Raw genomic sequence first — 19,967 nt, forward strand, 5'->3', positions numbered from 1 at the left:
CGCGCCGCGTCTGTTTCTTCTTCACCGCAAAACTCAGACTGGCAAAGCTCGCCTGCTTCATCGATATTCCTCGATCATGCGATGGCGCTATCTTGCCTCAACTTGAGGGGAATAGATCAGAGAATCCCTAGACGCCTTGCGACATGGAAACCGCATTAAATAGAGGATTTCGCGAGCTTCCGGGACTTGTTGGGATGTTCTGGAACGTGGATTTGGCGCGCCCGGAGGGATTCGAACCCCCGACCCTCAGCTTCGGAAGCTGATGCTCTATCCAGCTGAGCTACGGGCGCGAAGCGCGCATTTTCGCACGAAATCCGGCGCGGCTGCAGCCCGGGTATCCGCGCCCATGTTCCGGCGGCGGTACCGCGTTCCCGTATCATTGGCGTGTTGATCGGCCATCACGTCTGAAATGCACATGGACATTTTCAAGATCTTCCACATCGAAGCCGCGCATCGCCTGACCGGCGTGCCGCCGACGCACAAATGCGCGCGCCTGCACGGGCATTCGTTCCGCATCGAGGTGCATGTGTCCGGCGACATCGATCCGGTGACGGGCTGGGTGATGGATTTCGCCGATGTGAAAGCGGCGTTCGCGCCGATCTTCGATCGACTCGACCACCACTACCTCAATGAGATCGAAGGGCTGGAGAACCCGACCAGCGAGCGCCTTGCGGCGTGGATTTGGGCGGCGCTGAAGCCCGGCCTGCCGCGTTTGAGTCGCATCGTCGTGCACGAAACCTGCACCGCAGGCTGTGCCTACGCCGGGGTGTGATTTCTTTCATGACGCGTTGCGCAAAACGAGCGTTTGATTGTCACCGTGCCAGGTGGCTAAAACCTTTGTGGGACAGGCTCCGAAGCTCGAAATTGCGCCGCAGGAATATGCTTGTTGCAACGCACAAAATCTTGCGCTATATTGCTCGCCACCAACCCAACCACCTTAATTTCGAGGAAACGATCATGTCCGAGTATTTCAACACCCAGGCTCTCGCCCTTTCCAAGAGCTTCGCCGATGCGGCGTTCAAGGCTCACACGCTGGCCGTGGAAGGTCTGGAGCGCGTCACCAACCTCAACCTCAAGGCGCTGGAAAACAACGTCGCCGCGACCGTCGACTTCCTTTCGGAAGCCGCCGAAGTGCGCGATTTCGACGGCCTGAAGACGATCTATCCGAAGGGCGTCAACCTGGTCAAGGATTCGGCCGAAAAGCTCTATGCGAACAGCCAGGAAGTGTTTGGCGTCACGGTCAAGACCGGTGAAGCGCTGAGCCAGATCGCCAAGGGCAGCTTCGAAGTCGCCAACGACAGCTTCAAGAAGCAGGTCAGCGCTGCGCAGGCCGACTTCACCAAGCAGGTCAATGGCGCGGCCAAGAAGGCCACGCGTTAATTCGGATTCCCGCGGGCAACCCGCGGAAATCGCGCTGCGGCAATCCTCCCTCCCCTTTTGTATTCCGCAGCGTTTGTTCAGCCGGATGGTCCGCCATCCGGCTTTTTTATTGCCTGCGGCTTGGCGCATGCTGCGCTCGCCGCGAATCCGCATCTGCGTCGGGCGATGCCGGCTGCGACACAATGTCGCAATCCCGCGGCTGGCCCTTGCGCTTCTTGGACGAAAGGCCGGGTTGCGGCTGCAAATTACCGCCGGGTATAATCTCGCGGCTTTGCGACAGGCGATGTGTCTTCGAGTTCGGGACATTTCGTTTCAGCCCTTCCGGCATCGCGATCCAGAAGCCGAATCCCATGCGGAACTCCATTGCTCATGGCCGACGCAATGCCGTCCGGATCGTGCTCTTCCAACTCGGCCTCGTCGCGTTGGCGGGTCTGGGATTCTGCACGCAAGGTTGGCAGTCGGGGACGGCAGCCTGGTATGGCGGCGGAACGATCGCGATCGGCAATGCGTTGTTTGCGTGGCGTTTGTACGCAGACGGCGTGGCCCCGACCCGCAGGATCGCCCGCGCGGTGTACGCGGCGGAAATATTGAAGTGGGTCTGGCTGGTGTTCGCGCTGTATCTGGGGCTGGCAGTGTTTGGATTGGCGCCTTTGCCTCTGATCGTCGGCGTCCTCGTGGCCCAACTGGCGTTCTGGGCAGCGGTCGGAATCTTCCGTTGAAAATAGTTGTTGGCAAACGAATCGAGTGGTCCTCTTCATGTTGCAAACGCAAGCCGCTGAACACGAATCCTCGTCGGGAGGCATGACCGAGTACATCGTTCATCACCTGCATCATCTGCGCTGGCCGCGCGAGGACGGGTTCTGGACGCTGAACGTGGACACCTTGTTCTTCACCTTCGTGCTGTCGGCGCTGTTTTGCCTGCTGTTCATCGGCGTCGCGCGTCGTGCGAAGGTGGCCAATCCGGGCAAGCTGCAGAGCTTCATCGAAATGGTCGTCGTCTTCGTCGACGGGCTGGTGAAGGAAACCTTCCACGGCACGAGCAAGCTGATCGCGCCACTCGCGGTCACGATCTTCGGCCTCGTGTTCCTCTTCAACTTCCTCGACATGCTGCCGGTCGACATGCTGCCTTCCGCGGGCCACGCCGCGGGCTTGAAGTATCTGCGCATCGTGCCGACCGCGGACCTCAGCACCACGCTCGGCATGGCGCTGTGCGTATTCCTGCTGATCCAGTACTTCGGCCTCAAGCACAAAGGTCCGAAAGTGTTCTTCGGCGAAATGGTCAGCGCACCGTTCCACGCCCATGGCGCGGTGGCAAAGATTGCGCTGGCTCCGGCCAACCTTCTGCTGCGCATCATCGAGGAAGCCGTTCGTCCGGTGTCGCTGTCGCTGCGACTGTTCGGCAACATGTACGCGGGCGAGCTGATCTTCATCCTCATCGCGGTGATGACGCTCGACGCGACGCTTTCGCATTTCTCGACCTATCTGCTCGGCTTCGGCCAGTTCATCGCCGGGTTCCTGTGGACCGCTTTCCATATTCTGGTCATCACGCTGCAGGCCTTCATCTTCATGATGCTGTCGGTCGTGTACCTGAGCATGGCTGCCGAACGGCATTGACTTTCGCACTTCCCGTTTTTTGATTTTCGACTTAGGAGACAACCATGGAAAATGCAGCACACGTAATGAGCTTCACGCTGATCGCCGCGAGCCTTCTGATCGGCCTCGGCGCGCTCGGCACCGCGATCGGCTTCGCCCTGCTCGGCGGCAAGTTCCTCGAAGGTTCTTCGCGCCAGCCGGAACTGACCCCGATGTTGCAGACGAAGATGTTCATCGTTGCCGGCCTGCTTGACGCGGTGCCGATGATCGGCGTCGCGATCGCCCTGCTTCTGATCTTCGCCAACCCGTTCCTCGGCAGCTTCAGCGTCCTGAAGTAATCAGGCAGCCACTGGAATTCGGCCGGCGCGTTGCGTCGGCTTGATGGAGTCAGCGATGATCCCCAATATCACATTCGTCATCCAGGGTCTGGCGTTCTTCGCCGTGGTCTGGCTGGTCATGAAATTCGGTTGGCCGCACATCATGGCGGCGATCGAAGATCGCCAGCAGAAGATCGCCGAAGGTCTCGCCGCGGCCGATCGCGCCAAGGCGGAGCTCAAGGACGCCGACGCGCGCGTGGCCGACGAGATCAAGAAGGCGCGTGCGCAGGCGGCGGAAATCGTCGACAAGGCGCATCAGCAGGCCAACCAGATCGTCGACAAGGCCAAGGCCGATGCGCTGCTCGAAGCGGCGCGGGTGAAAGCCACGGCGCAGACCGAGATCGATGGCATGGTCGGCAAGGCGCGCGAAGCGCTGCGCGGCCAGGTCGCCACGCTCGCCGTGCAGGGTGCCTCGAAGATCATCGGCCGCGAAATCAACGCCGATGCGCACAAGGCGCTGCTCGACCAGCTGGCAGCCGAGATCTGAGCGCATGAGCGAAACCTTGACCTTGGCCCGTCCCTACGCGCGTGCGGCGTTCGAGGCCGCGCGCGATGCGAATGCGTTGGCGGCATGGTCGGCGAACCTCGGTTTCGCCGCGCAAGCCGTGGCCGACGCGCGCGTCGGCGCGCTGATCGGCAATCCGCGTCTGGGCAACGACGAACTCGTCGGCCTGCTGTTGCCGCCGGGTGAAACCGCGAGCGGTACGTTCGCGAATTTCCTGTCGTTGCTCGCGGACAATCGCCGTCTCGCCCTGTTGCCCGAAATCTCAGCATTGTTCGAGGAATTGAAGCGCGAGTCCGAGCGCGTGCTCAAGGTCACGTTGCGTTCCGCGGCGCAGATTCCGGCACCGCAAGCCGATGCGATCAAGGCCGCGCTGGCCAGACGTTTCGGCCGCAGCATTGAACTCGACCAACACATCGATCCCGCCGTGATCGGCGGCGCCGTGATCGATGCTGGCGACGTCGTGATCGACGGCTCGGTGCGCGGACGCCTGGCGCGTCTGGAACAGACTTTGACGAATTGACGACCCGGCGGCGTGCGCGCCGCCGGAGCGTCAGAAGTCACAGGTGAAAAGTCGCTGTCGATGCCGCTTTGCGCGGTAGTTGATCCAGTCGACCTTTGACCTTTGACTTTTGACATTAACCAGAAGCGACGTTGCGTTGACCGCGCACGCGCGCAGAGGACACAAACATGGCCACCACGCTCAACCCCTCCGAAATCAGCGAACTGATCAAGAACCGCATCGAGCAGGTCAAGCTCGCCGCCGAAGCGCGCAACGAAGGCACCATCGTCTCGGTGTCCGACGGCATCGTGCGCATCCACGGCCTGGCCGATGTGATGTCGGGCGAAATGATCGAGTTGCCGGGCAACGGCACCGCGCTGGCGTTGAACCTCGAGCGCGACTCGGTCGGCGCGGTCGTGCTCGGCGAGTACGAGCATCTGCGCGAAGGCGATACGGTCAAGACCACAGGCCGCATTCTCGAAGTGCCGGTCGGTCCGGAAATGCTCGGTCGCGTCGTCGACGCACTCGGCCAGCCGATCGACGGCAAGGGCCCGATCAACACCAAGCTCACCTCGCCGGTGGAAAAAGTCGCGCCGGGCGTTATTGCGCGCAAGTCGGTCTCGCAGCCGGTGCAGACCGGATACAAGTCGGTCGACTCGATGATTCCGATCGGCCGCGGCCAGCGCGAGCTGATCATCGGCGACCGCCAGACCGGCAAGACCGCGCTCGCGGTCGACGCGATCATCAACCAGAAAGGTACGGGCGTTAAGTGCGTCTACGTCGCGATCGGCCAGAAGCAGTCGTCGATCGCCAACGTCGTGCGCAAGCTCGAAGAATTCGGTGCGATGGACCACACCATCATCGTCGCCGCCTCGGCCTCCGACTCGGCCGCGATGCAGTATCTCGCGCCGTACTCGGGCTGTTCGATGGGCGAATACTTCCGCGACAACGGCCAGGACGCGCTGATCATCTACGACGACCTGACCAAGCAGGCCTGGGCGTATCGCCAGATCTCGCTGCTGCTCAAGCGCCCGCCGGGCCGCGAGGCATATCCGGGCGACGTGTTCTACCTGCACTCGCGCCTGCTCGAGCGAGCCGCGCGCGTCAACGAGGAATACGTCGAGAAATTCACCAAGGGCGCCGTCAAGGGTCAGACCGGCTCGCTGACCGCGCTGCCGGTCATCGAGACGCAGGCCGGCGACGTGTCCGCGTTCGTGCCAACCAACGTGATCTCGATCACCGACGGCCAGATCTTCCTCGAAACCGACCTGTTCAACGCCGGCATCCGCCCGGCCGTGAACGCCGGTATCTCGGTGTCGCGCGTCGGTGGTGCGGCGCAGACCAAGATCATCAAGAAACTGTCGGGCGGCGTGAAGCTCGCGCTCGCGCAGTACCGCGAACTCGCCGCGTTCTCGCAGTTCGCCTCCGACCTCGACGCCGCGACCCGCGCCCAGCTCGAGCGCGGCCAGCGCGTCACCGAACTGATGAAGCAGAAACAGTACGCGCCGCTCTCGGTCGGCCAGCTCGCGTTGTCGCTGTACTCCGCCGAGAAGGGCTACCTCGATGACCTGCCGATCGCGCAGATCCTGCCGTTCGAAGCCGGCCTGCACGCGCACTTCGCCGCGAACTACGCCGACTGGATGAAGGCCGCGAACGACAAGGCCGACTGGAACGACGCGATCGAAGCGACGCTGAAGAAGGGCATCGAAGAATTCAAGAAGACGGGTTCCTGGTAAAGCGGAGCGATGGTGCCGGCAGTTTTTTCCGGCTTCCGATGAGCGAGAGCTAAAGATAAAAGGAATCCCGGCTGCGCCGGGATAAAAGACGTATATATGGCAGGCGCAAGAGAAATCCGGACCAAGATCAAGAGCGTGCAAAACACCCGCAAGGTGACGCGCGCGCTGGAAATGGTCTCGGCGTCGAAAATCCGCAAGGCGCAGGACCTGATGAAGGCCTCGCGTCCGTACGCGCGCGCGATGCGCCAGATGATCGGCCACATCGCCCGCGCGAACAGCGAGTACAAGCATCCCTTCCTCGTCGAACGCAGCGAAATCAAGCGCGTCGGCTACATCGTCGTGTCTACCGACCGCGGCCTTTGCGGCGGTCTCAACTCGAACCTGTTCCGCAAGCTGCTCGGCGAGATCCGCCAGTGGCAGGAAAAGGGCGTCGAGGTCGACGTCGTCGCAATCGGCACGAAGGCGAATGCGTTCTTCAAGCGCCTCAAGGTCAATCTCGTCGCCAGCGTGGGTCATCTCGGCGAAAAGCCGAAGGTCGAGGCGTTGATCGGCGTGATCAAGGTGATGCTCGATGCATACTCCGACAGGCGCATCGACCAATTGACGCTGGCCTACAACGACTTCGTCAACACGATGACTCAGAAGCCGACGCTGGACCCCTTGCTGCCGCTGCCGCCGTCGACGCAGCTCGAGACGGCGCACGACTGGGACTACATCTACGAGCCGAACGCGGAAGCCGTGCTTGACCACGTGCTCACTCGCTACATCGAGTCGCTGGTTTATCAGGCGACGCTGGAGAACCTCGCGAGCGAACACGCGGCGCGCATGGTCGCGATGAAGTCGGCCGGTGACAACGCGAAGAAGGCGATCGACTCGCTGACGCTGATCTACAACAAGGTGCGTCAGGCGGCGATCACGCAGGAAATTTCCGAGATCGTCAGCGGAGCGGCGGCAGTATAGGTGCGATCATCCGTGATCGCGAAAGTCAAAAAGCAGCCATCCGTGGCCGCACTTTTCAACAAAAGCGACGCCTTGCGGCGCTGATGCAGATTTCAGATATATCCGGAGCACTCCAATGAGTCAGGGCAAGGTAGTACAAATCATCGGCGCCGTGGTCGACGTCGAATTCCCGCGCGATGCCGTGCCGAAGGTGTACGACGCGCTCAAGGTCGACGGCACCGCCATCACGCTCGAGGTGCAGCAGCAGCTCGGCGACGGCGTCGTGCGCACGATCGCCCTCGGTTCGACCGACGGTCTCAAGCGCAACCTCGTCGCGACGAACACCGACGCGGGCATCAAGGTGCCGGTCGGCAGCGCCACGCTCGGTCGCATCATGGACGTGCTCGGCAACCCGATCGACGAAGTCGGCCCGATCGACGCCAAGGATCACTGGACCATCCACCGCGCCGCTCCGAGCTACGACGAGCAGGCGGCGGCGAACGAACTGCTCGAAACCGGCATCAAGGTCATCGACCTCGTCGCGCCGTTCGCGAAGGGCGGCAAGGTCGGCCTGTTCGGCGGCGCGGGCGTCGGCAAGACGGTCAACATGCTCGAGCTGATCAACAACATCGCGACCCAGCATTCGGGCCTGTCGGTGTTCGCGGGCGTCGGCGAACGCACGCGCGAAGGCAACGATTTCTATCACGAGATGATCGAAGCGGGCGTCGTCAACCTCAAGGACATGCCGCAGTCGAAGGTGGCGATGGTCTACGGCCAGATGAACGAGCCGCCCGGCAACCGCCTGCGCGTCGCGCTGACCGGCCTGACCATGGCCGAATATTTCCGCGACGAGAAGGACGCTTCCGGCAAGGGCCGCGACGTGCTGTTCTTCGTCGACAACATCTACCGCTACACGCTCGCCGGTACCGAAGTGTCCGCGCTGCTCGGCCGCATGCCGTCGGCGGTGGGCTACCAGCCGACCCTGGCCGATGAAATGGGCCGTTTGCAGGAGCGCATCACCTCGACCAAGACGGGTTCGATCACCTCGATCCAGGCCGTGTACGTGCCGGCGGATGACTACACCGACCCGTCGCCGGCGACCACGTTCGCGCACTTGGACTCGACCGTTGCGCTGTCGCGCGACATCGCCTCGCTTGGCATTTACCCGGCGGTGGACCCGCTCGCCTCGACCAGCCGCCAGCTCGATCCGAACGTGATCGGCACCGAGCACTACGAGACCGCTCGCCGCGTGCAGGGCACGCTGCAGCGCTACAAGGAATTGAAGGACATCATCGCCATTCTCGGTATGGACGAGCTCAGCGAAGAAGACAAGGCCACCGTCGGCCGCGCGCGCAAGATCGAGCGCTTCTTCTCGCAACCGTTCCACGTCGCCGAAGTGTTCACCGGCGCACCGGGCAAGTACGTCTCGCTCAAGGAAACGATCCGCGGCTTCAAGATGATCTGCGACGGCGAGTGCGACCACCTGCCGGAACAGGCGTTCTACATGGTCGGCGGCATCGACGAGGCCTTCGAGAAGGCCAAGAAGATGACCGAGAAAAAAGCGGCGTAGTGCACAAAGACGGAGCCCGGGATTCGGGACTCGGGACTCGGAAGATCAAAAGCCTGGCGCTCTTGCTTTTCCGCGTCCCGAGTCCCGGGTCCCGAGTCCCGCAATCACGGGAATAGAAAATGGCAACCACCATCCGCTGCGACATCGTCAGCGCCGAAGCCGAAATCTTCCACGGCGATGCGACGCTCGTCGTCGCCACCGGCGAAGAGGGCGAGCTCGGCATCGCACCGCGCCACGCGCCGCTGATCACGCGGCTCAAGCCGGGCCAGGTGCGCGTGACCGCTGCGAGCGGCGAGGAGCAGTTCTTCTATGTCTCCGGCGGCATCCTCGAAGTGCAGCCGCAGGTTGTCACCGTGCTGACCGACACGGCGGTGCGCGCGAAGGATCTAGACGAGGCTGCTGCGCGCAAGGCCAAGGACGAAGCCGAGCGCGCGCTCGCCAACCGCACCGACGCGGTCGAGATCGCCCAGGCGCAGGCCGAACTCGCGCAGGCACTCGCGCAGTTGGCCGCGATCGAACGTCTGCGGCGTCAGCTCAAGCACTGAGCGATTGGCAAGAGCGTAGAGACGAAAACGCCGGCCTCGTGCCGGCGTTCTTCATGGCCGTCATTCGCGCCTTCGCGGGGAATGACGGGCAGAAGGCGTTCAGCCCTGACGCAACACGGCGATCGGTGGTGTGCGCGCGATGCGGCGGGTGGCCAGCCAGCCGGCGATCGCGACGAGGGCAGCGGCCGCAAATACGACGGTCGCCAAGGACGCGAACGGTGGCGTGTAGCTTTCGAAGCGGAACACGCGCGACGCGAGTGCATGGCCAATCGCGGCGGAACCGATCGCCGCAATGCCTCCGGCAACGAGTCCCAGCGCAGCGAATTCGCCGAGTACCGAGGCGCTGAGTTGCGCGGAGTGGGCGCCAAGCGTGCGCAACAGCGCCGATTCGAAACGTCGCTCGTCCGCGGTCGCCGCCAGTGCCGCGAGCAGCACGAGCAGGCCCGCAGCGAGGCTGAAACCAAGCACCGAGATTACCGCGCGACTGACGCGGCTGATGATATCGCGCACGCGGTCGAGAATCTGGGTCAGGTCGATCAGCGAGACGTTGGCGAAATCGCGCGAAAGCGTGGCCAGTGGCACGTCGCGCGGCAGATGAAAGCTCGCTATCGTGCTGTGCGCGAGCTCGCTGCCAGTGTGTGCATCGAGCATCAGGAAGAAATTGGCGCGGAACGAATCCCAGCGCACGCCGCGGATCGAGGTGATCGTCGCGACGATCTCACGCTCGCCGACGCGCAAGGCCAGCGTATCGCCAAGCTTCAAATGGAACATGTCGATCCACAGCTTGTCGACCGATACCTGCGGGCCGGCATTGCCCGTCCCGTCCGGGGCGAACCAGTTGCCCTGCAGTAGCTTGTTCGCCGGCGGCAGGTCCTGGCTCCACGACATGCGCGTTTCACCGTTGATCCAGCCCGCCGCGCGGCGGTCGCCGTAGTCCTCCGCTCTCGGCGCCTTGCCGTTGATCGCGATGAGCTTGCCAACCGCGAGCGGCAGCATGTTGATGTTCGTCGCGCCGAGTGCGGCCAGCCGGGCCTGCATCGGCGTGCGCTGCTCGTCCTGCAGGTTGATCAGGAACCAGTTCGGCGTATTGGCCGGTAGTTCCGCGCGCCAGCTCGCGAGCAGCGATGGCCCGACCACGGCGAGCAGGGCGAACGCAGTCAGGCTCAGCGCAAGCGCGCCGGCTTGCAGCAAGGTCAGCGCACGCCGCCGCGCAAGGTTGGCAAGGCCGAAACGCAGCGCGCCGGGAAGCAGCCTGCCGGCGCTGCTCACGAGACGCAGCAGGAGCAGGCCGAGCACGACGCTTGCCGCCGCGATACCGGCGAAGCCGATCGACAACGTCAGTGCGAGTTGCGTATCGCCCGCACCCGCGGCAACCAGACCTGCAGCCACGGCGAGCGGGAGCAGATACAGCGCATCGAAGCGACCCGCGCGGCGCGCATCGTCGCGACGGAACACGCGCATCGGTTCGACGTCACGCAGGCGCAGCAGCGGTGGCAGCGCGAAGCCGAACAACACCGCGACGCCGATCGCAAACGCGGCGAGCGAAGGCTGCCACGAAATCGGCGGGCGTGCGCCACGCAACAGGTCGCCGGCGAAGGCGAACACGATTTGCTGCAGGCCGAGTCCGACCACGACGCCGAGCACGCATGCCGGCAACGCCAGCAGGATGAGTTCCAGAAGGAGGGTGCCAAGGATTTCGCCGCGGCGCGCGCCGAGGCAACGCAGCAGAGCGACTTCCTCACGCTTGCGCCGCGCGAAACGTTGCGCCGCGAGCGTGATCGCGATGCCCGAAAGCAGCGCCGCGAGCAGTGCGGCAAGGCGCAGGAAATTGCCGCCACGCTCGAACGCGCTGGAAAGATTCTGTTGCGCATCAGCGACGGTGACGATCTCGGCGCCGTCCGGCAATTCGCGCTTCACCGCGCGTACGTATTCGACCTCCGCGGCCTCGTCGCCGGCGACCAGCAGGCGATGGCGCGCGCGGCTGCCCGCACCGAGCAGGCCGATCGCCTGCGCATCGGCGAGCGACATCATCACCCGCGGTGCGAGGCGCAGCAGGTTTCCGCTGTCGGGCGAACGCGTGATCTCGCCGGCAACGACGAGATCGCGCCCGCCGACCTGGAGTTTGTCGCCGATCCTCACCGCCAGCGCGGAAAGCACGGCGGGTTCGACATACACCGAACCGGGCGGTGGTGCATGCGCCTCGTGTTCGGCATTGGTCGCGTCGCGTACGGCGAGCACGCCGCGCAACGGGAACGCGTCGTCACTCGCGCGCACATCAGCGAGCCGGCTGGCGTCGCCGGCGAATACCACGCTCGGGAAGTCGGCGAGGCGACTTGTCTTCAAGCCGCGCTGCGTCGCTTCATCGACCAGGTTCCGCGGCAAGGGACGGCTCGCGCCGATCGAAAGATCGCCGCCTATCAGTTCGGCCGCCGAGGCAAGCAGGGCGCGCTCGACACGGCTCGCGAGCGTCGCCACCGCGGTCAGCGCGGCAACGGCGAGCATGAGCGCCAGCGCCAGCGTCGCGAGTTCGGCATGGCGGAATTCCCGGCGCAGGCTGCGCGCGGCAAAGGCCAGCGGCCTCATGCGGTCGCCACGACGATGATGCGACCGCCGTCCAGTGCCAACCTGCGCGCGCAGCGATCGGCAAGCGCCGCATCGTGGGTGACGAGCACGAGCGTCGTGCCATGCTCGCGGTTGAGGGCGAACAGCAGATCCCCGATCGCCGTACCCGTGCGCCGGTCGAGGTTGCCGGTCGGTTCGTCGGCGAACAGGATGTCCGGCGCGTGCACGAACGCGCGCGCGAGCGCGACGCGTTGCTGCTCTCCGCCGGACAACTGCGCCGGATAGTGATGCTTGCGTGCGGCCAGCCCCACCCGCGCCAGCGCTTCGCCCGCGCGCGTGCGGGCGTCCGCGCCGCCCTCGAGTTCGAGCGGCAGCATCACGTTTTCTTCGGCATTGAGCGCCGGCAGCAGATGAAAATTCTGGAACACGAAACCGACACGACGGCGGCGCAGGCGTGCACGCGCTTCCTCGTCGAGCGTGTCGAGCCGTTCGCCGGCGAGCGTGATCTCGCCGGAGCTCGGGCGATCGAGCCCCGCGAGCAGGCCGAGCAGCGTGGTCTTGCCCGAGCCAGATGCGCCGACGATCGCGAGACTGTCGCCGCGCGCGAGCGTGAACCCGACATCGTCGAGAATCGTCAACCTGCCGTCGGGTCCGTCGACACTTTTGCTAACCTTGTCGGCCCGGATAACGATCTCGTCGCTCTTCGTCATGTTCATGACCAAACCATTCCTCGTCGTGCTGCTGTTGATTGCAGGTATCGTTGTGGCGCCGGCGGCGCCACCCGCACCGCCTGCCGGGCCTATCCTCGTCCTCGGCGATTCGCTGTCTTCCGCGCATCGCATTGCACCCGAGGCGGGGTGGGTGGCGCTGCTCGAACAGCGCCTGCGCGAACAAGGATCGCCGCAGCCGGTGATCAACGCGAGCATCAGCGGCGAGACCACCTCCGGCGGCCTCGCGCGACTGCCGAAGCTGCTCGCCGAGCATCGGCCCGGGCTGGTCATCGTCGAACTCGGCGCCAACGACGGACTGCGCGGCCTGCCAATCGCCGAAATCCGCGCGAACCTGAAAAGCATGCTGACCGCCGTGCGCGCCGCGGGGGCGCGATCCGCACTGCTCGGCATCGAACTGCCGATCAACTACGGACCGCAGTATCGCGACGGCCTGCGCGAAATGTATCGGGGCCTTGCCGGCGAATTCAATGTGCCACTTGTCCCGTTCCTGCTCGACGGTGTCGCCACGAATCCGGTTTGGATGCAGGAGGATGGTCTGCATCCCAAGGCCGAAGGCGAACCGCGAGTGCTCGACAATGTGTGGGCGGTATTGAGGCCGGAGTTGACATCACGGCGTTGACGGAGTGCGCGCGCCATAGGGCCGCTTCTGCTCTGCATTCCCGCGCAGGCGGGAATGACGGGTCGAAAATCGTCGTTAGTCGAAGGCTCGTCATTCCGGTGCAAGCTGGGATCGGGTCTCCGCCTGAGATCATAGGCAACAAAAAACCCGCCTCGCGGCGGGTTCTCCGTGCCTTGTGACCAAAGGCGTGAAGCTCGATCCCGTGCCGGCGTACATCCATGTACCGCACGGGACAAGTTCATCCTGAACTTACTTGATCTTCGCTTCCTTGTAGGCGACGTGCTTGCGCACGACCGGATCGTATTTCTTGATTTCCATCTTGTCCGGCGTGGTCTTCTTGTTCTTGTCGGTCGTGTAGAAGTGACCGGTGCCCGCGGAGGACACAAGACGGATCTTGTCGCGCTTGGATGCCATGGCGTGTTCTCCTTAGATCTTTTCGCCGCGACCGCGCAGTTCGGCGAGCACGGTTTCGATGCCGTTCTTGTCGATCGTACGCAGGGCCTGGGTGGAAACACGCAGTTTCACCCAACGGTTTTCGCTCGGCACCCAGAAACGGCGCTCGTGCAGGTTCGGCAGCCAGCGGCGCCGGGTTTTGTTGTTGGCATGCGACACATTGTTGCCGGATTGCGCGCGCTTGCCAGTGACTTGGCATACTTTAGCCACAGCTTACTCCTCGATATCGGAACGGCCGCCCTTGGCCAGGGCAGAGACGGCCCGGCCGTTGCTACTGGCCGGAAAATCGCGGCGCGAAGCGCAGCGAGCCGCCTATTAAAGCAGAATCCCGTTACCCAGACAAGTTGGTCGGACCTTCGGATTGGCAATCCCGGCCGATTCGCCATCCCCGTCGGTCGGGGCCGCGCATCGAGACAGGGCTTGCGCACCGCGTTACGGTTCCGCTAAAATTCGCGGTTCCTCGCTTCACGCATCAATTCGAGCCCGCAGGGCACAGGTTTCCCATGAAAACTTCCACTGTCAGCGCCAAGGCTGAAACGGTCAAGCGCGACTGGTATCTGGTCGATGCCAGCAACAAGACGCTCGGCCGCCTCGCGACCGAACTGGCCCTGCGCCTGCGCGGCAAGCACAAGCCGGTCTACACCCCGCACGCCGACACCGGCGACTACCTCGTCGTGATCAACGCCGAGAAGATCGCGGTCACCGGCAAGAAGCTCGACGACAAGGTCTACCACCACGTCACCGGCTACATCGGCAACATCAAGTCGATCGCACTGAAGGACTTGCTCGCCAAGCAACCCGAGCGTGCGATCGAGATCGCGGTCAAGGGCATGCTGCCGAAGAACCCGCTGGGCCGCGCGATGTACCGCAAGCTCAAGGTCTACAAGGGCGCCGAGCATCCGCATACCGCGCAGCAGCCGCAAGTTCTGGAAATCAAGGCATAACCATGGCAATCCAACAGTCCTACGGCACCGGCCGCCGCAAATCCTCCGCCGCCCGCGTGTTCCTGCGCGCCGGCAAGGGCGCGATCGTCGTCAACGGCAAGCCGCTCGACGAGTTCTTCGGCCGCGAGACCTCGCGCATGATCGTGCGCCAGCCGCTCGAACTGACCCAGTCTACCGACAAGTTCGACGTGCTCGTCACCGTCGAAGGCGGCGGCAACACCGGCCAGGCCGGCGCCATCCGCCTCGGCATTGCCCGCGCGCTCGTCGAACACGACGAAACGCTCAAGGCGCCGCTGCGCAAGGCCGGCTTCATGACCCGCGACGCGCGCGAAGTCGAGCGCAAGAAGGTCGGCCTGCACAAAGCCCGCCGCGCCACGCAGTTCTCGAAGCGCTAAGCGTTACCCGGGCCGTCGTCTCGCGACGCCGGCTCGTGCTCCCAAATCCGGATCGTCGCCAGGTCAGATAGACGATCCGGCCGGAATTGGGGGATCGTCTAATGGTAGGACTGCAGACTCTGACTCTGCCTATCTAGGTTCGAATCCTAGTCCCCCAGCCAGTACGTCAAGGCCCCGCTCGTGCGGGGCTTTGTCGTTTTTGGCGTCAGATAAGGCTTTGAGAGGGTTGTGAGGCTCGTCCCGGACCGGCGGGTGACCGGTCGTTTTCGGACGATGCTCACACCATGCTCACACCACGCTCACACCTCGCCATTAAGCGCGGCGTCTATTACTACCGTCGCAAGTTGCCCTCGCCGCACTCCGGTGACGTAGCGGTCTCCTTGGGCACACGTGGGTTCCGCGAGGCCCAACACTTGGCTACGAGCGGTGCAAGGTCTATCCCTGCACGAACAGGACGACAGGTGACCGTGGCAAGGGACTCAATCGCCTGTACTGCCGTCGTCACATCGAGTTCTACCATCGTCACGGCAGCTATGTGAAGGGGAGCTATGGGGCAGGCGCACTGCGCCCCTATCGAGTCCGCGCGTTGCGCTGGCTCGGAGATCACCGTGATGAACACTCGGTGCAGCTTGCGGTGAACGCCGTGAGCCGCTTGTACATGTCGGCTGGTCGGTACGTCGAAGCCTTCCGGCTTGCTGGCAGACCTCCAACGGAGCGAGCGAGGGCAGCATGGGCGGCGCTCAGGGAGCGCCAGATCGATCCCCTTGAGGTGCTGGCGATGTGGCTCGCCGTGGATGCTCGGCTGCGAGATGACCCGCAAGCGGACCGTCATGAAGAGTACCGGCACGTACAGGTCGCAAAGCTGGTGCACCGAGCAGCGGGCGGAGCACATAAACGCTGGGAGCAAGAGTTGAATGGAAGGGTGAAAGTCATCGAGTTACACAAACATCCGATCAGTCGTGGCCGGGTACTGCGGCTGATCGGAAGCGCGGCGGCGAAAGCGTGCGACGGCCTCAATGCTGAGGAGGCGTTCGTATAGCTCGCTGTTGTAGTTAGCCGCGTTTCGCGGCGCAAACCGGCGGGTCAATCGGCCCGTTCATCACCAACCAAATGGGGAGAAGTTATGGGTTCGGGTTTTCTTGGAGGTATCAGCTTTCTCGCTTTCGTAGCCTATGCGATAGCGCAGTTCGTCGCCGGCTTCGTTGGCATCGAACATCATCTAGGCCTAGTCTGGGCCTGTTTGGCGCTGGTCGCTGCGTTGGGTCTTCGGTTCACGCTGCCGATCACCATCGGAGCATTCTTTGGCGCAATGAATGTCTGGGGCTGGCACTGGTTCTTCGCCGCGATCTTTGTGGCGCCTGGGCTGGTCGTCATGATTCCCGGTGTCCTGGTGGCGATCTCGGTGGCAGCGAGGAAGGCCTTTTCTGCAGAGTAAACATCTAGGTTCGATCTCTACGTTCGAGTCTTGACGGTTGCAATGCTCACACCACGCTCACACAATGCTCACACCGAGCTTTGTAACTCCTTGATTCTTGGTGCCACCAGTGGGGACGGTCGAATCCTAGTCCCCCAGCCACTAACATATAAGCCCTTGATTTCCAAGGGCTTTTTTGTGCCTGTTGATCGCGGCGCTTGGACACCGGCTTGGACACTTGCCGATGCGCTTGCCCCATCATCTTGTTCGCAGCCCTTCGGGGATTTTTCATTTTCGCCTCAAAGTTCCCGCGCGTTTGCGCGCGACGATCGGGCTGCGCGTGATCAAGCAGAGTCTGCGCACGCGCGATGCAAATGCAGCGCGTATCTACTCTTACGGTTTGTCCCTGGGCTATTCTCAACTCTTCGCTGCACACAGGGAGACGGTGATGCCTGCACCCGAGATCAAGGACATTCTGGCCCGCGTTGGGGCGGTGGGTGGCAAGAAGTTCGACATTCAGTTCGACGCCGCCACCGGCATGGCGACGCGTGTTACGACGGATGGCACGGAGGCGGACAATGCCGCTGCGATCCAAGCGATGCAGATTCGCGCCACCCAGTTGGCCGCGGCCATGCCACTGGCTCCAGCGACTCGCCGGACCAAGGGCAAGTTTCTGGCCGAAGCCGTCCAGGAATACGACGACACCGAAGGCAAGAACCTCAAGCCCAACACGCGCACGCAGCGGCAGCGCGCGTGCAGGTCGTTCGTGGAATCGCTGGGCCCGAATGTGCGTATCGATGCGATCGACCGCCCGATGGCGTCGGGCTGGACGAACATGCTGCTGAAAAGCCATCGCTCCAAACGGTATGTCGCGAACATGGTGTCGCACCTGGCCCAGGTGTTCGACAAGTGGGTGCGAGATGGCGAGGTCACCGACAACAGCGTGCGCGGATTGGTCGTGATGAAGGCTGCGGAGAAAGAGGCGCGTCGCGACGATGGCTTTTTGTGGGAGCCGTTCGAAGAAGCGGATTTGAGGCGCCTGTTTGATCCGGCCAATCTCGTGCGGCCGCGCAAAGAGCACATCCGCTGGGGCGTGCTGATCGGTTTGTATACCGGGGCGAGGGTCGGGGAGGTTGCGCAGATTTTCCTGCGGGATTTCGAGGTGATCGACGACAAACTGTTCGTGCGCATCACGAACGAGAACGACGGCCAGCGTGTCAAAACCAAAAACAGCAAACGGCTCGTGCCCATCCACCCAGACCTGATTCGTCTTGGCCTGTGGGATCGCCTTTCACGGCTCAAGCGGGCCGGAGAGGAGCGGTTGTTCCCGACGATGCGCATCGACAGCAAGGCCGGCAACGGCAACGCCATCAGCAAGGGATTCTCCTACTACATCGCCGCGCTCGGCATCAAACCGCGGCGCGCGGCCGGCATCGTTGGTTTTCATTCGTTGCGTAAGAATGTCATCCAGACCTTGCAGGGATCATTTTTTCCGGAAGAGCGTCGCCGTGCGCTGGTCGGGCACGAAGCAGGCGACAAGGATTCGCACAAAATCGATTACATGCGCAAATGGAAACCGGAAGAACTCACCGCGTTCTTTCCGGCCCTGCCATGGTCGACCTGGTTGGATTTCGAGGGGCTGGGTAAGTTGCTGGGGTAGTGGAGGCCACTGTTTTCTTGCTGCGTGCCTTCACGGTTTTTGCTCGGCGCGAGACATTTCACGAACCAAAAACACAGCGTCTTTTAAAGAGGGGTATGCGATGAGTGATGAGATGCAGAAACTGGCAAATAGAGCGAATGCGCAAGCGGATCAACTTGGGTTTTCGCATTGCTCGGTTCATTCCGAGAAAGAGCGCATTCTCCGTTTCGAGTGCAGCGACAACATCGTTGCCGAACGATTTCAAGGCACACAGCAAGGGCTCAACGGTCTGCGTGCGTGGATCGATGGTAGCTCTTTGACTACGGTGTATGTGCAATACCCATCCTGATCTATTCGATCGGTCGGGCGTCTCGAAACTCACGCCCCGTCGCGCGCAGGTTTTTCAGTAGGCCTGCGAAAGCGGCAGGATCCAGATCACCGTAGCCGGCATTCAACGCCACGCCGCCCAACTCCATCTGCCTCCTCACCGCCGCACGCCGAGCCCGCTCCTTCTCTCTCGTCGCCAGCCGCATTTCCCGCAACGATTGCCGCGCGCGCAACTGCGCCAGTCGTTTCGTCGCCCGTTCGACCTGGGTCGCCATCCGATCCGAACTTTCGAGACCGCTCACAAACGAAACTCCGGACGCCGGGGCTTGTGCGTGGGCGCTGGCGGAGGAGGTGCAACGGCCGCACGGCGCGCACGCATTCGGGTCTGGAGATCCGGCCGGGCTGGCCCGAAGGCGAAGAACGGGTGCCGCAGTGCCGGTGCGAGGATTGCTGGCTCACGCAGCGCGTCGTAAGTGCGGGCCAGGGTATCGTCCGCCATCACCGCCAGCCCCTTGAGTTCGTCCGTTTCCATGACGGCATTCGGCAGCGTGAGCGATCGATGGGCCGCTAAGGTTCGTTCGAGCAGGGCTACGAGTTCGAGCAGCAGCAGGCGTGTTTGAGGGTTCGACAGCATGTTGATCTCCGCAGGTAACACCCTATCGTTACCACGGTTTTTGCCATTGGCAAGGTCTATCGTAAAACCTCTTTCGATTCTTTTTTACCGTCGATCAATCACCGTTTGCGAGACGGCGTTTGTGGCGGTCGAAAGCAGATGAAGGCCGATGCAGAGCGGGAGAAAGAGCGCACTTATGCAAACCCAATTGGTTTGCGTGCGGCCATCCGGATACAGCGCTCGGGGGTTTGTTGGGCGGTCTCAGGTAGGTGGTAGCGGACGGCTTGCGAAAGTCGGCAACTCTGTTAAAACCGTTGTGAACGACGACCCGACCCAACACAACGGACAGACCATCATGCTCATGACTATTGAAGCACAGCGAAATCTACTTTACGCGTGGACAGCCGGCACCATAGGCGGCGTCTTCGGAACCCTGCTTGCCTGGGGCTTCATTCGTATTTTTCTATGTCGCTAATGCTATCCGCACCCACCAATCTTGCAGTTCGTGCTGCTGGTCAAATACCACAAACCAAGCAGCACAAGGATGACGGCGAGCCCATACAGGCTGACCCTAACGAACTTCCAGACTTCCGGTCGAACAGATAAGTTGTTCGCGACGCTTTGTTTGTTACGAGAGTTCGGAGAATAGGGATTTGTCATTGTGAGTTCCGTCGAGGGTGCGATCACGCTAAACCCTTGGATCAAAGAGGATCGATTCCGGGGGCACCGGAGAATAGCAAAGTAAGGGCCGTCCCATCGCCATCTTCCACGCCAGCATCAAAACCTTCAGCCGCACTCGGGGCCATTCCTCCGTCGCGGCTGCCGCTTACCGTGCCGGCTCCAGAATCCACGACGACCGCACCGGCCTGACGCACGACTACACGCGGCGCGATGGTGTCGCCGCAGTTTTCTTCTTTGCACCTGCCGATGCGCCATCCTGGTCCACCGATGCCGCGCGCTTGTGGAACGCAGCAGAGACTTCGGAGACCCGCAAGAACGCCTGCGTGGCGCGCGAACTCGAAGTGGCGTTACCGGCAGAACTTTCATCTGACCAGCGTGAAGCGTTGACTGCTGATATCTCCCGCCTGCTCGTCGATCGTTACAGCGTCGCGTGCATGGCTGCTGT

The 19,967-nt window shown here is 62.7% G+C and carries 26 protein-coding genes and 2 tRNA genes; 20 read left to right on the forward strand and 8 right to left on the reverse strand.

From position 1 onward, the window contains the following. Window positions 1-213: 213 nt before the first annotated feature. Window positions 214-290: transfer RNA gene (locus AC16HO_RS12385), tRNA-Arg, on the reverse strand. Window positions 291-415: 125 nt separating this feature from the next. On the opposite strand from AC16HO_RS12385, the gene queD reads away from it, so the two are divergent. Beyond that, window positions 416-772 carry a 6-carboxytetrahydropterin synthase QueD gene (gene queD, locus AC16HO_RS12390; RefSeq protein ID WP_484335459.1) on the forward strand — a complete coding sequence of 119 codons (357 nt, stop codon included), beginning with the start codon at window positions 416-418 and terminating at the stop codon, window positions 770-772. A 185-nt stretch (window positions 773-957) separates the two neighbouring features. Next, the gene (locus AC16HO_RS12395) at window positions 958-1,380 is read left to right on the forward strand and encodes a phasin family protein (RefSeq protein WP_484335460.1); all 423 of its coding nucleotides are present in this window, start codon (window positions 958-960) and stop codon (window positions 1,378-1,380) included. 106 nt (window positions 1,381-1,486) lie between these two features. On the opposite strand, the gene AC16HO_RS12400 is transcribed toward AC16HO_RS12395, so the two are convergent. Then, window positions 1,487-1,732: a hypothetical protein gene (locus tag AC16HO_RS12400; protein ID WP_484335461.1), complete on the reverse strand. Its 246-nt coding sequence runs from the start codon at window positions 1,730-1,732 to the stop codon at window positions 1,487-1,489. Here AC16HO_RS12400 and AC16HO_RS12405 point away from each other — a divergent pair. The 9 genes from AC16HO_RS12405 to AC16HO_RS12445 all read left to right on the forward strand — a co-directional run bounded on the left by AC16HO_RS12405 (window position 1,731) and on the right by AC16HO_RS12445 (window position 9,144). Then, window positions 1,731-2,099, forward strand: coding sequence for an ATP synthase subunit I (locus tag AC16HO_RS12405; protein WP_484335462.1), 369 nt, complete (start codon window positions 1,731-1,733; stop codon window positions 2,097-2,099). The two genes, AC16HO_RS12400 and AC16HO_RS12405, sit on opposite strands and share 2 nt — an antisense overlap. A gap of 82 nt (window positions 2,100-2,181) precedes the next feature. Further along, the gene (gene atpB / locus AC16HO_RS12410; RefSeq protein WP_484335463.1) at window positions 2,182-2,994 is read left to right on the forward strand and encodes a F0F1 ATP synthase subunit A; all 813 of its coding nucleotides are present in this window, start codon (window positions 2,182-2,184) and stop codon (window positions 2,992-2,994) included. Between the two features lie 44 nt (window positions 2,995-3,038). Then, window positions 3,039-3,311 (forward strand): F0F1 ATP synthase subunit C, encoded by a 273-nt coding sequence (gene atpE / locus AC16HO_RS12415; RefSeq protein WP_026293141.1) that lies wholly within the window; start codon window positions 3,039-3,041, stop codon window positions 3,309-3,311. 55 nt (window positions 3,312-3,366) lie between these two features. Next, window positions 3,367-3,837: a F0F1 ATP synthase subunit B gene (locus AC16HO_RS12420; protein WP_484335464.1), complete on the forward strand. Its 471-nt coding sequence runs from the start codon at window positions 3,367-3,369 to the stop codon at window positions 3,835-3,837. 4 nt (window positions 3,838-3,841) lie between these two features. After that, a complete protein-coding gene (locus tag AC16HO_RS12425; protein WP_484335465.1) occupies window positions 3,842-4,375 on the forward strand; it encodes a F0F1 ATP synthase subunit delta in 534 nt (177 codons plus the stop codon). Window positions 4,376-4,542: 167 nt separating this feature from the next. Beyond that, complete coding sequence (atpA, locus tag AC16HO_RS12430; RefSeq protein ID WP_484335466.1) at window positions 4,543-6,090, forward strand: F0F1 ATP synthase subunit alpha; 1,548 nt, start codon at window positions 4,543-4,545, stop codon at window positions 6,088-6,090. Between the two features lie 96 nt (window positions 6,091-6,186). Next, on the forward strand, window positions 6,187-7,050 hold the full coding sequence (gene atpG / locus AC16HO_RS12435) for a F0F1 ATP synthase subunit gamma (RefSeq protein ID WP_484335467.1): 864 nt from the start codon (window positions 6,187-6,189) through the stop codon (window positions 7,048-7,050). 115 nt (window positions 7,051-7,165) lie between these two features. After that, window positions 7,166-8,599, forward strand: a complete 1,434-nt coding sequence (atpD, locus tag AC16HO_RS12440; protein ID WP_484335468.1) for a F0F1 ATP synthase subunit beta — start codon at window positions 7,166-7,168, stop codon at window positions 8,597-8,599. Window positions 8,600-8,718: 119 nt separating this feature from the next. Beyond that, a complete protein-coding gene (locus AC16HO_RS12445; RefSeq protein WP_484335469.1) occupies window positions 8,719-9,144 on the forward strand; it encodes a F0F1 ATP synthase subunit epsilon in 426 nt (141 codons plus the stop codon). A gap of 99 nt (window positions 9,145-9,243) precedes the next feature. Here AC16HO_RS12445 and AC16HO_RS12450 read toward each other — a convergent pair whose 3' ends face one another. Beyond that, window positions 9,244-11,727: an ABC transporter permease gene (locus AC16HO_RS12450; RefSeq protein ID WP_484335470.1), complete on the reverse strand. Its 2,484-nt coding sequence runs from the start codon at window positions 11,725-11,727 to the stop codon at window positions 9,244-9,246. Beyond that, window positions 11,724-12,422, reverse strand: coding sequence for an ABC transporter ATP-binding protein (locus AC16HO_RS12455; RefSeq protein ID WP_484335471.1), 699 nt, complete (start codon window positions 12,420-12,422; stop codon window positions 11,724-11,726). Before AC16HO_RS12455 ends, AC16HO_RS12450 begins: the two co-directional genes overlap by 4 nt. Here AC16HO_RS12455 and AC16HO_RS12460 point away from each other — a divergent pair. Then, window positions 12,415-13,056, forward strand: a complete 642-nt coding sequence (locus AC16HO_RS12460) for an arylesterase (protein ID WP_484335472.1) — start codon at window positions 12,415-12,417, stop codon at window positions 13,054-13,056. The genes AC16HO_RS12455 and AC16HO_RS12460 overlap by 8 nt on opposite strands. A gap of 249 nt (window positions 13,057-13,305) precedes the next feature. Here the strand turns inward: AC16HO_RS12460 and rpmG are convergent, their stop codons facing one another. After that, window positions 13,306-13,470, reverse strand: coding sequence for a 50S ribosomal protein L33 (rpmG, locus tag AC16HO_RS12465; protein ID WP_018972500.1), 165 nt, complete (start codon window positions 13,468-13,470; stop codon window positions 13,306-13,308). A gap of 12 nt (window positions 13,471-13,482) precedes the next feature. Next, window positions 13,483-13,719 (reverse strand): 50S ribosomal protein L28, encoded by a 237-nt coding sequence (gene rpmB / locus AC16HO_RS12470; protein WP_347261966.1) that lies wholly within the window; start codon window positions 13,717-13,719, stop codon window positions 13,483-13,485. A 293-nt stretch (window positions 13,720-14,012) separates the two neighbouring features. Between rpmB and rplM the strand changes: the two genes are divergently transcribed. The 7 genes from rplM to AC16HO_RS12505 all read left to right on the forward strand — a co-directional run bounded on the left by rplM (window position 14,013) and on the right by AC16HO_RS12505 (window position 18,250). Then, complete coding sequence (rplM, locus tag AC16HO_RS12475) at window positions 14,013-14,453, forward strand: 50S ribosomal protein L13 (RefSeq protein WP_484335473.1); 441 nt, start codon at window positions 14,013-14,015, stop codon at window positions 14,451-14,453. A 2-nt stretch (window positions 14,454-14,455) separates the two neighbouring features. Further along, window positions 14,456-14,848 (forward strand): 30S ribosomal protein S9, encoded by a 393-nt coding sequence (gene rpsI / locus AC16HO_RS12480; protein WP_137913659.1) that lies wholly within the window; start codon window positions 14,456-14,458, stop codon window positions 14,846-14,848. Between the two features lie 87 nt (window positions 14,849-14,935). Next, window positions 14,936-15,009: transfer RNA gene (locus AC16HO_RS12485), tRNA-Gln, on the forward strand. Between the two features lie 425 nt (window positions 15,010-15,434). Further along, window positions 15,435-15,887, forward strand: coding sequence for a hypothetical protein (locus AC16HO_RS12490; RefSeq protein ID WP_484335474.1), 453 nt, complete (start codon window positions 15,435-15,437; stop codon window positions 15,885-15,887). Between the two features lie 84 nt (window positions 15,888-15,971). Next, window positions 15,972-16,283, forward strand: coding sequence for a hypothetical protein (locus AC16HO_RS12495; protein WP_484335475.1), 312 nt, complete (start codon window positions 15,972-15,974; stop codon window positions 16,281-16,283). A 175-nt stretch (window positions 16,284-16,458) separates the two neighbouring features. Beyond that, the gene (locus AC16HO_RS12500) at window positions 16,459-17,922 is read left to right on the forward strand and encodes a DUF6538 domain-containing protein (protein ID WP_484335476.1); all 1,464 of its coding nucleotides are present in this window, start codon (window positions 16,459-16,461) and stop codon (window positions 17,920-17,922) included. Window positions 17,923-18,022: 100 nt separating this feature from the next. Beyond that, the gene (locus tag AC16HO_RS12505; RefSeq protein ID WP_484335477.1) at window positions 18,023-18,250 is read left to right on the forward strand and encodes a hypothetical protein; all 228 of its coding nucleotides are present in this window, start codon (window positions 18,023-18,025) and stop codon (window positions 18,248-18,250) included. Window position 18,251: 1 nt separating this feature from the next. Here AC16HO_RS12505 and AC16HO_RS12510 read toward each other — a convergent pair whose 3' ends face one another. Both AC16HO_RS12510 and AC16HO_RS12515 read right to left on the reverse strand, forming a co-directional pair. Continuing rightward, window positions 18,252-18,530, reverse strand: a complete 279-nt coding sequence (locus AC16HO_RS12510) for a hypothetical protein (protein WP_484335478.1) — start codon at window positions 18,528-18,530, stop codon at window positions 18,252-18,254. Further along, a complete protein-coding gene (locus tag AC16HO_RS12515) occupies window positions 18,527-18,862 on the reverse strand; it encodes a hypothetical protein (protein ID WP_484335479.1) in 336 nt (111 codons plus the stop codon). Before AC16HO_RS12515 ends, AC16HO_RS12510 begins: the two co-directional genes overlap by 4 nt. 755 nt (window positions 18,863-19,617) lie before the next feature. Between AC16HO_RS12515 and AC16HO_RS12520 the strand changes: the two genes are divergently transcribed. Continuing rightward, on the forward strand, window positions 19,618-19,967 hold a 350-nt coding region (locus AC16HO_RS12520), incomplete at its 3' end, for a MobA/MobL family protein (protein ID WP_484335480.1).

The sequence above is a fragment of the Rudaea sp. genome, from assembly GCF_057139185.1.

What these genes read in the sequence shown, in the direction of transcription:
- queD (WP_484335459.1), top strand. Translation starts at nt 416, where the DNA reads ATGGACATTTTCAAGATCTTCCACATCGAAGCCGCGCATCGCCTGACC.
- AC16HO_RS12395 (WP_484335460.1), top strand. Translation starts at nt 958, where the DNA reads ATGTCCGAGTATTTCAACACCCAGGCTCTCGCCCTTTCCAAGAGCTTC.
- AC16HO_RS12405 (WP_484335462.1), top strand. Translation starts at nt 1,731, where the DNA reads ATGCGGAACTCCATTGCTCATGGCCGACGCAATGCCGTCCGGATCGTG.
- AC16HO_RS12400 (WP_484335461.1), bottom strand. Translation starts at nt 1,732, where the DNA reads ATGGGATTCGGCTTCTGGATCGCGATGCCGGAAGGGCTGAAACGAAAT.
- atpB (WP_484335463.1), top strand. Translation starts at nt 2,182, where the DNA reads ATGACCGAGTACATCGTTCATCACCTGCATCATCTGCGCTGGCCGCGC.
- atpE (WP_026293141.1), top strand. Translation starts at nt 3,039, where the DNA reads ATGGAAAATGCAGCACACGTAATGAGCTTCACGCTGATCGCCGCGAGC.
- AC16HO_RS12420 (WP_484335464.1), top strand. Translation starts at nt 3,367, where the DNA reads ATGATCCCCAATATCACATTCGTCATCCAGGGTCTGGCGTTCTTCGCC.
- AC16HO_RS12425 (WP_484335465.1), top strand. Translation starts at nt 3,842, where the DNA reads ATGAGCGAAACCTTGACCTTGGCCCGTCCCTACGCGCGTGCGGCGTTC.
- atpA (WP_484335466.1), top strand. Translation starts at nt 4,543, where the DNA reads ATGGCCACCACGCTCAACCCCTCCGAAATCAGCGAACTGATCAAGAAC.
- atpG (WP_484335467.1), top strand. Translation starts at nt 6,187, where the DNA reads ATGGCAGGCGCAAGAGAAATCCGGACCAAGATCAAGAGCGTGCAAAAC.
- atpD (WP_484335468.1), top strand. Translation starts at nt 7,166, where the DNA reads ATGAGTCAGGGCAAGGTAGTACAAATCATCGGCGCCGTGGTCGACGTC.
- AC16HO_RS12445 (WP_484335469.1), top strand. Translation starts at nt 8,719, where the DNA reads ATGGCAACCACCATCCGCTGCGACATCGTCAGCGCCGAAGCCGAAATC.
- AC16HO_RS12450 (WP_484335470.1), bottom strand. Translation starts at nt 11,727, where the DNA reads ATGAGGCCGCTGGCCTTTGCCGCGCGCAGCCTGCGCCGGGAATTCCGC.
- AC16HO_RS12460 (WP_484335472.1), top strand. Translation starts at nt 12,415, where the DNA reads ATGTTCATGACCAAACCATTCCTCGTCGTGCTGCTGTTGATTGCAGGT.
- AC16HO_RS12455 (WP_484335471.1), bottom strand. Translation starts at nt 12,422, where the DNA reads ATGAACATGACGAAGAGCGACGAGATCGTTATCCGGGCCGACAAGGTT.
- rpmG (WP_018972500.1), bottom strand. Translation starts at nt 13,470, where the DNA reads ATGGCATCCAAGCGCGACAAGATCCGTCTTGTGTCCTCCGCGGGCACC.
- rplM (WP_484335473.1), top strand. Translation starts at nt 14,013, where the DNA reads ATGAAAACTTCCACTGTCAGCGCCAAGGCTGAAACGGTCAAGCGCGAC.
- rpsI (WP_137913659.1), top strand. Translation starts at nt 14,456, where the DNA reads ATGGCAATCCAACAGTCCTACGGCACCGGCCGCCGCAAATCCTCCGCC.
- AC16HO_RS12495 (WP_484335475.1), top strand. Translation starts at nt 15,972, where the DNA reads ATGGGTTCGGGTTTTCTTGGAGGTATCAGCTTTCTCGCTTTCGTAGCC.
- AC16HO_RS12505 (WP_484335477.1), top strand. Translation starts at nt 18,023, where the DNA reads ATGAGTGATGAGATGCAGAAACTGGCAAATAGAGCGAATGCGCAAGCG.
- AC16HO_RS12515 (WP_484335479.1), bottom strand. Translation starts at nt 18,862, where the DNA reads ATGCTGTCGAACCCTCAAACACGCCTGCTGCTGCTCGAACTCGTAGCC.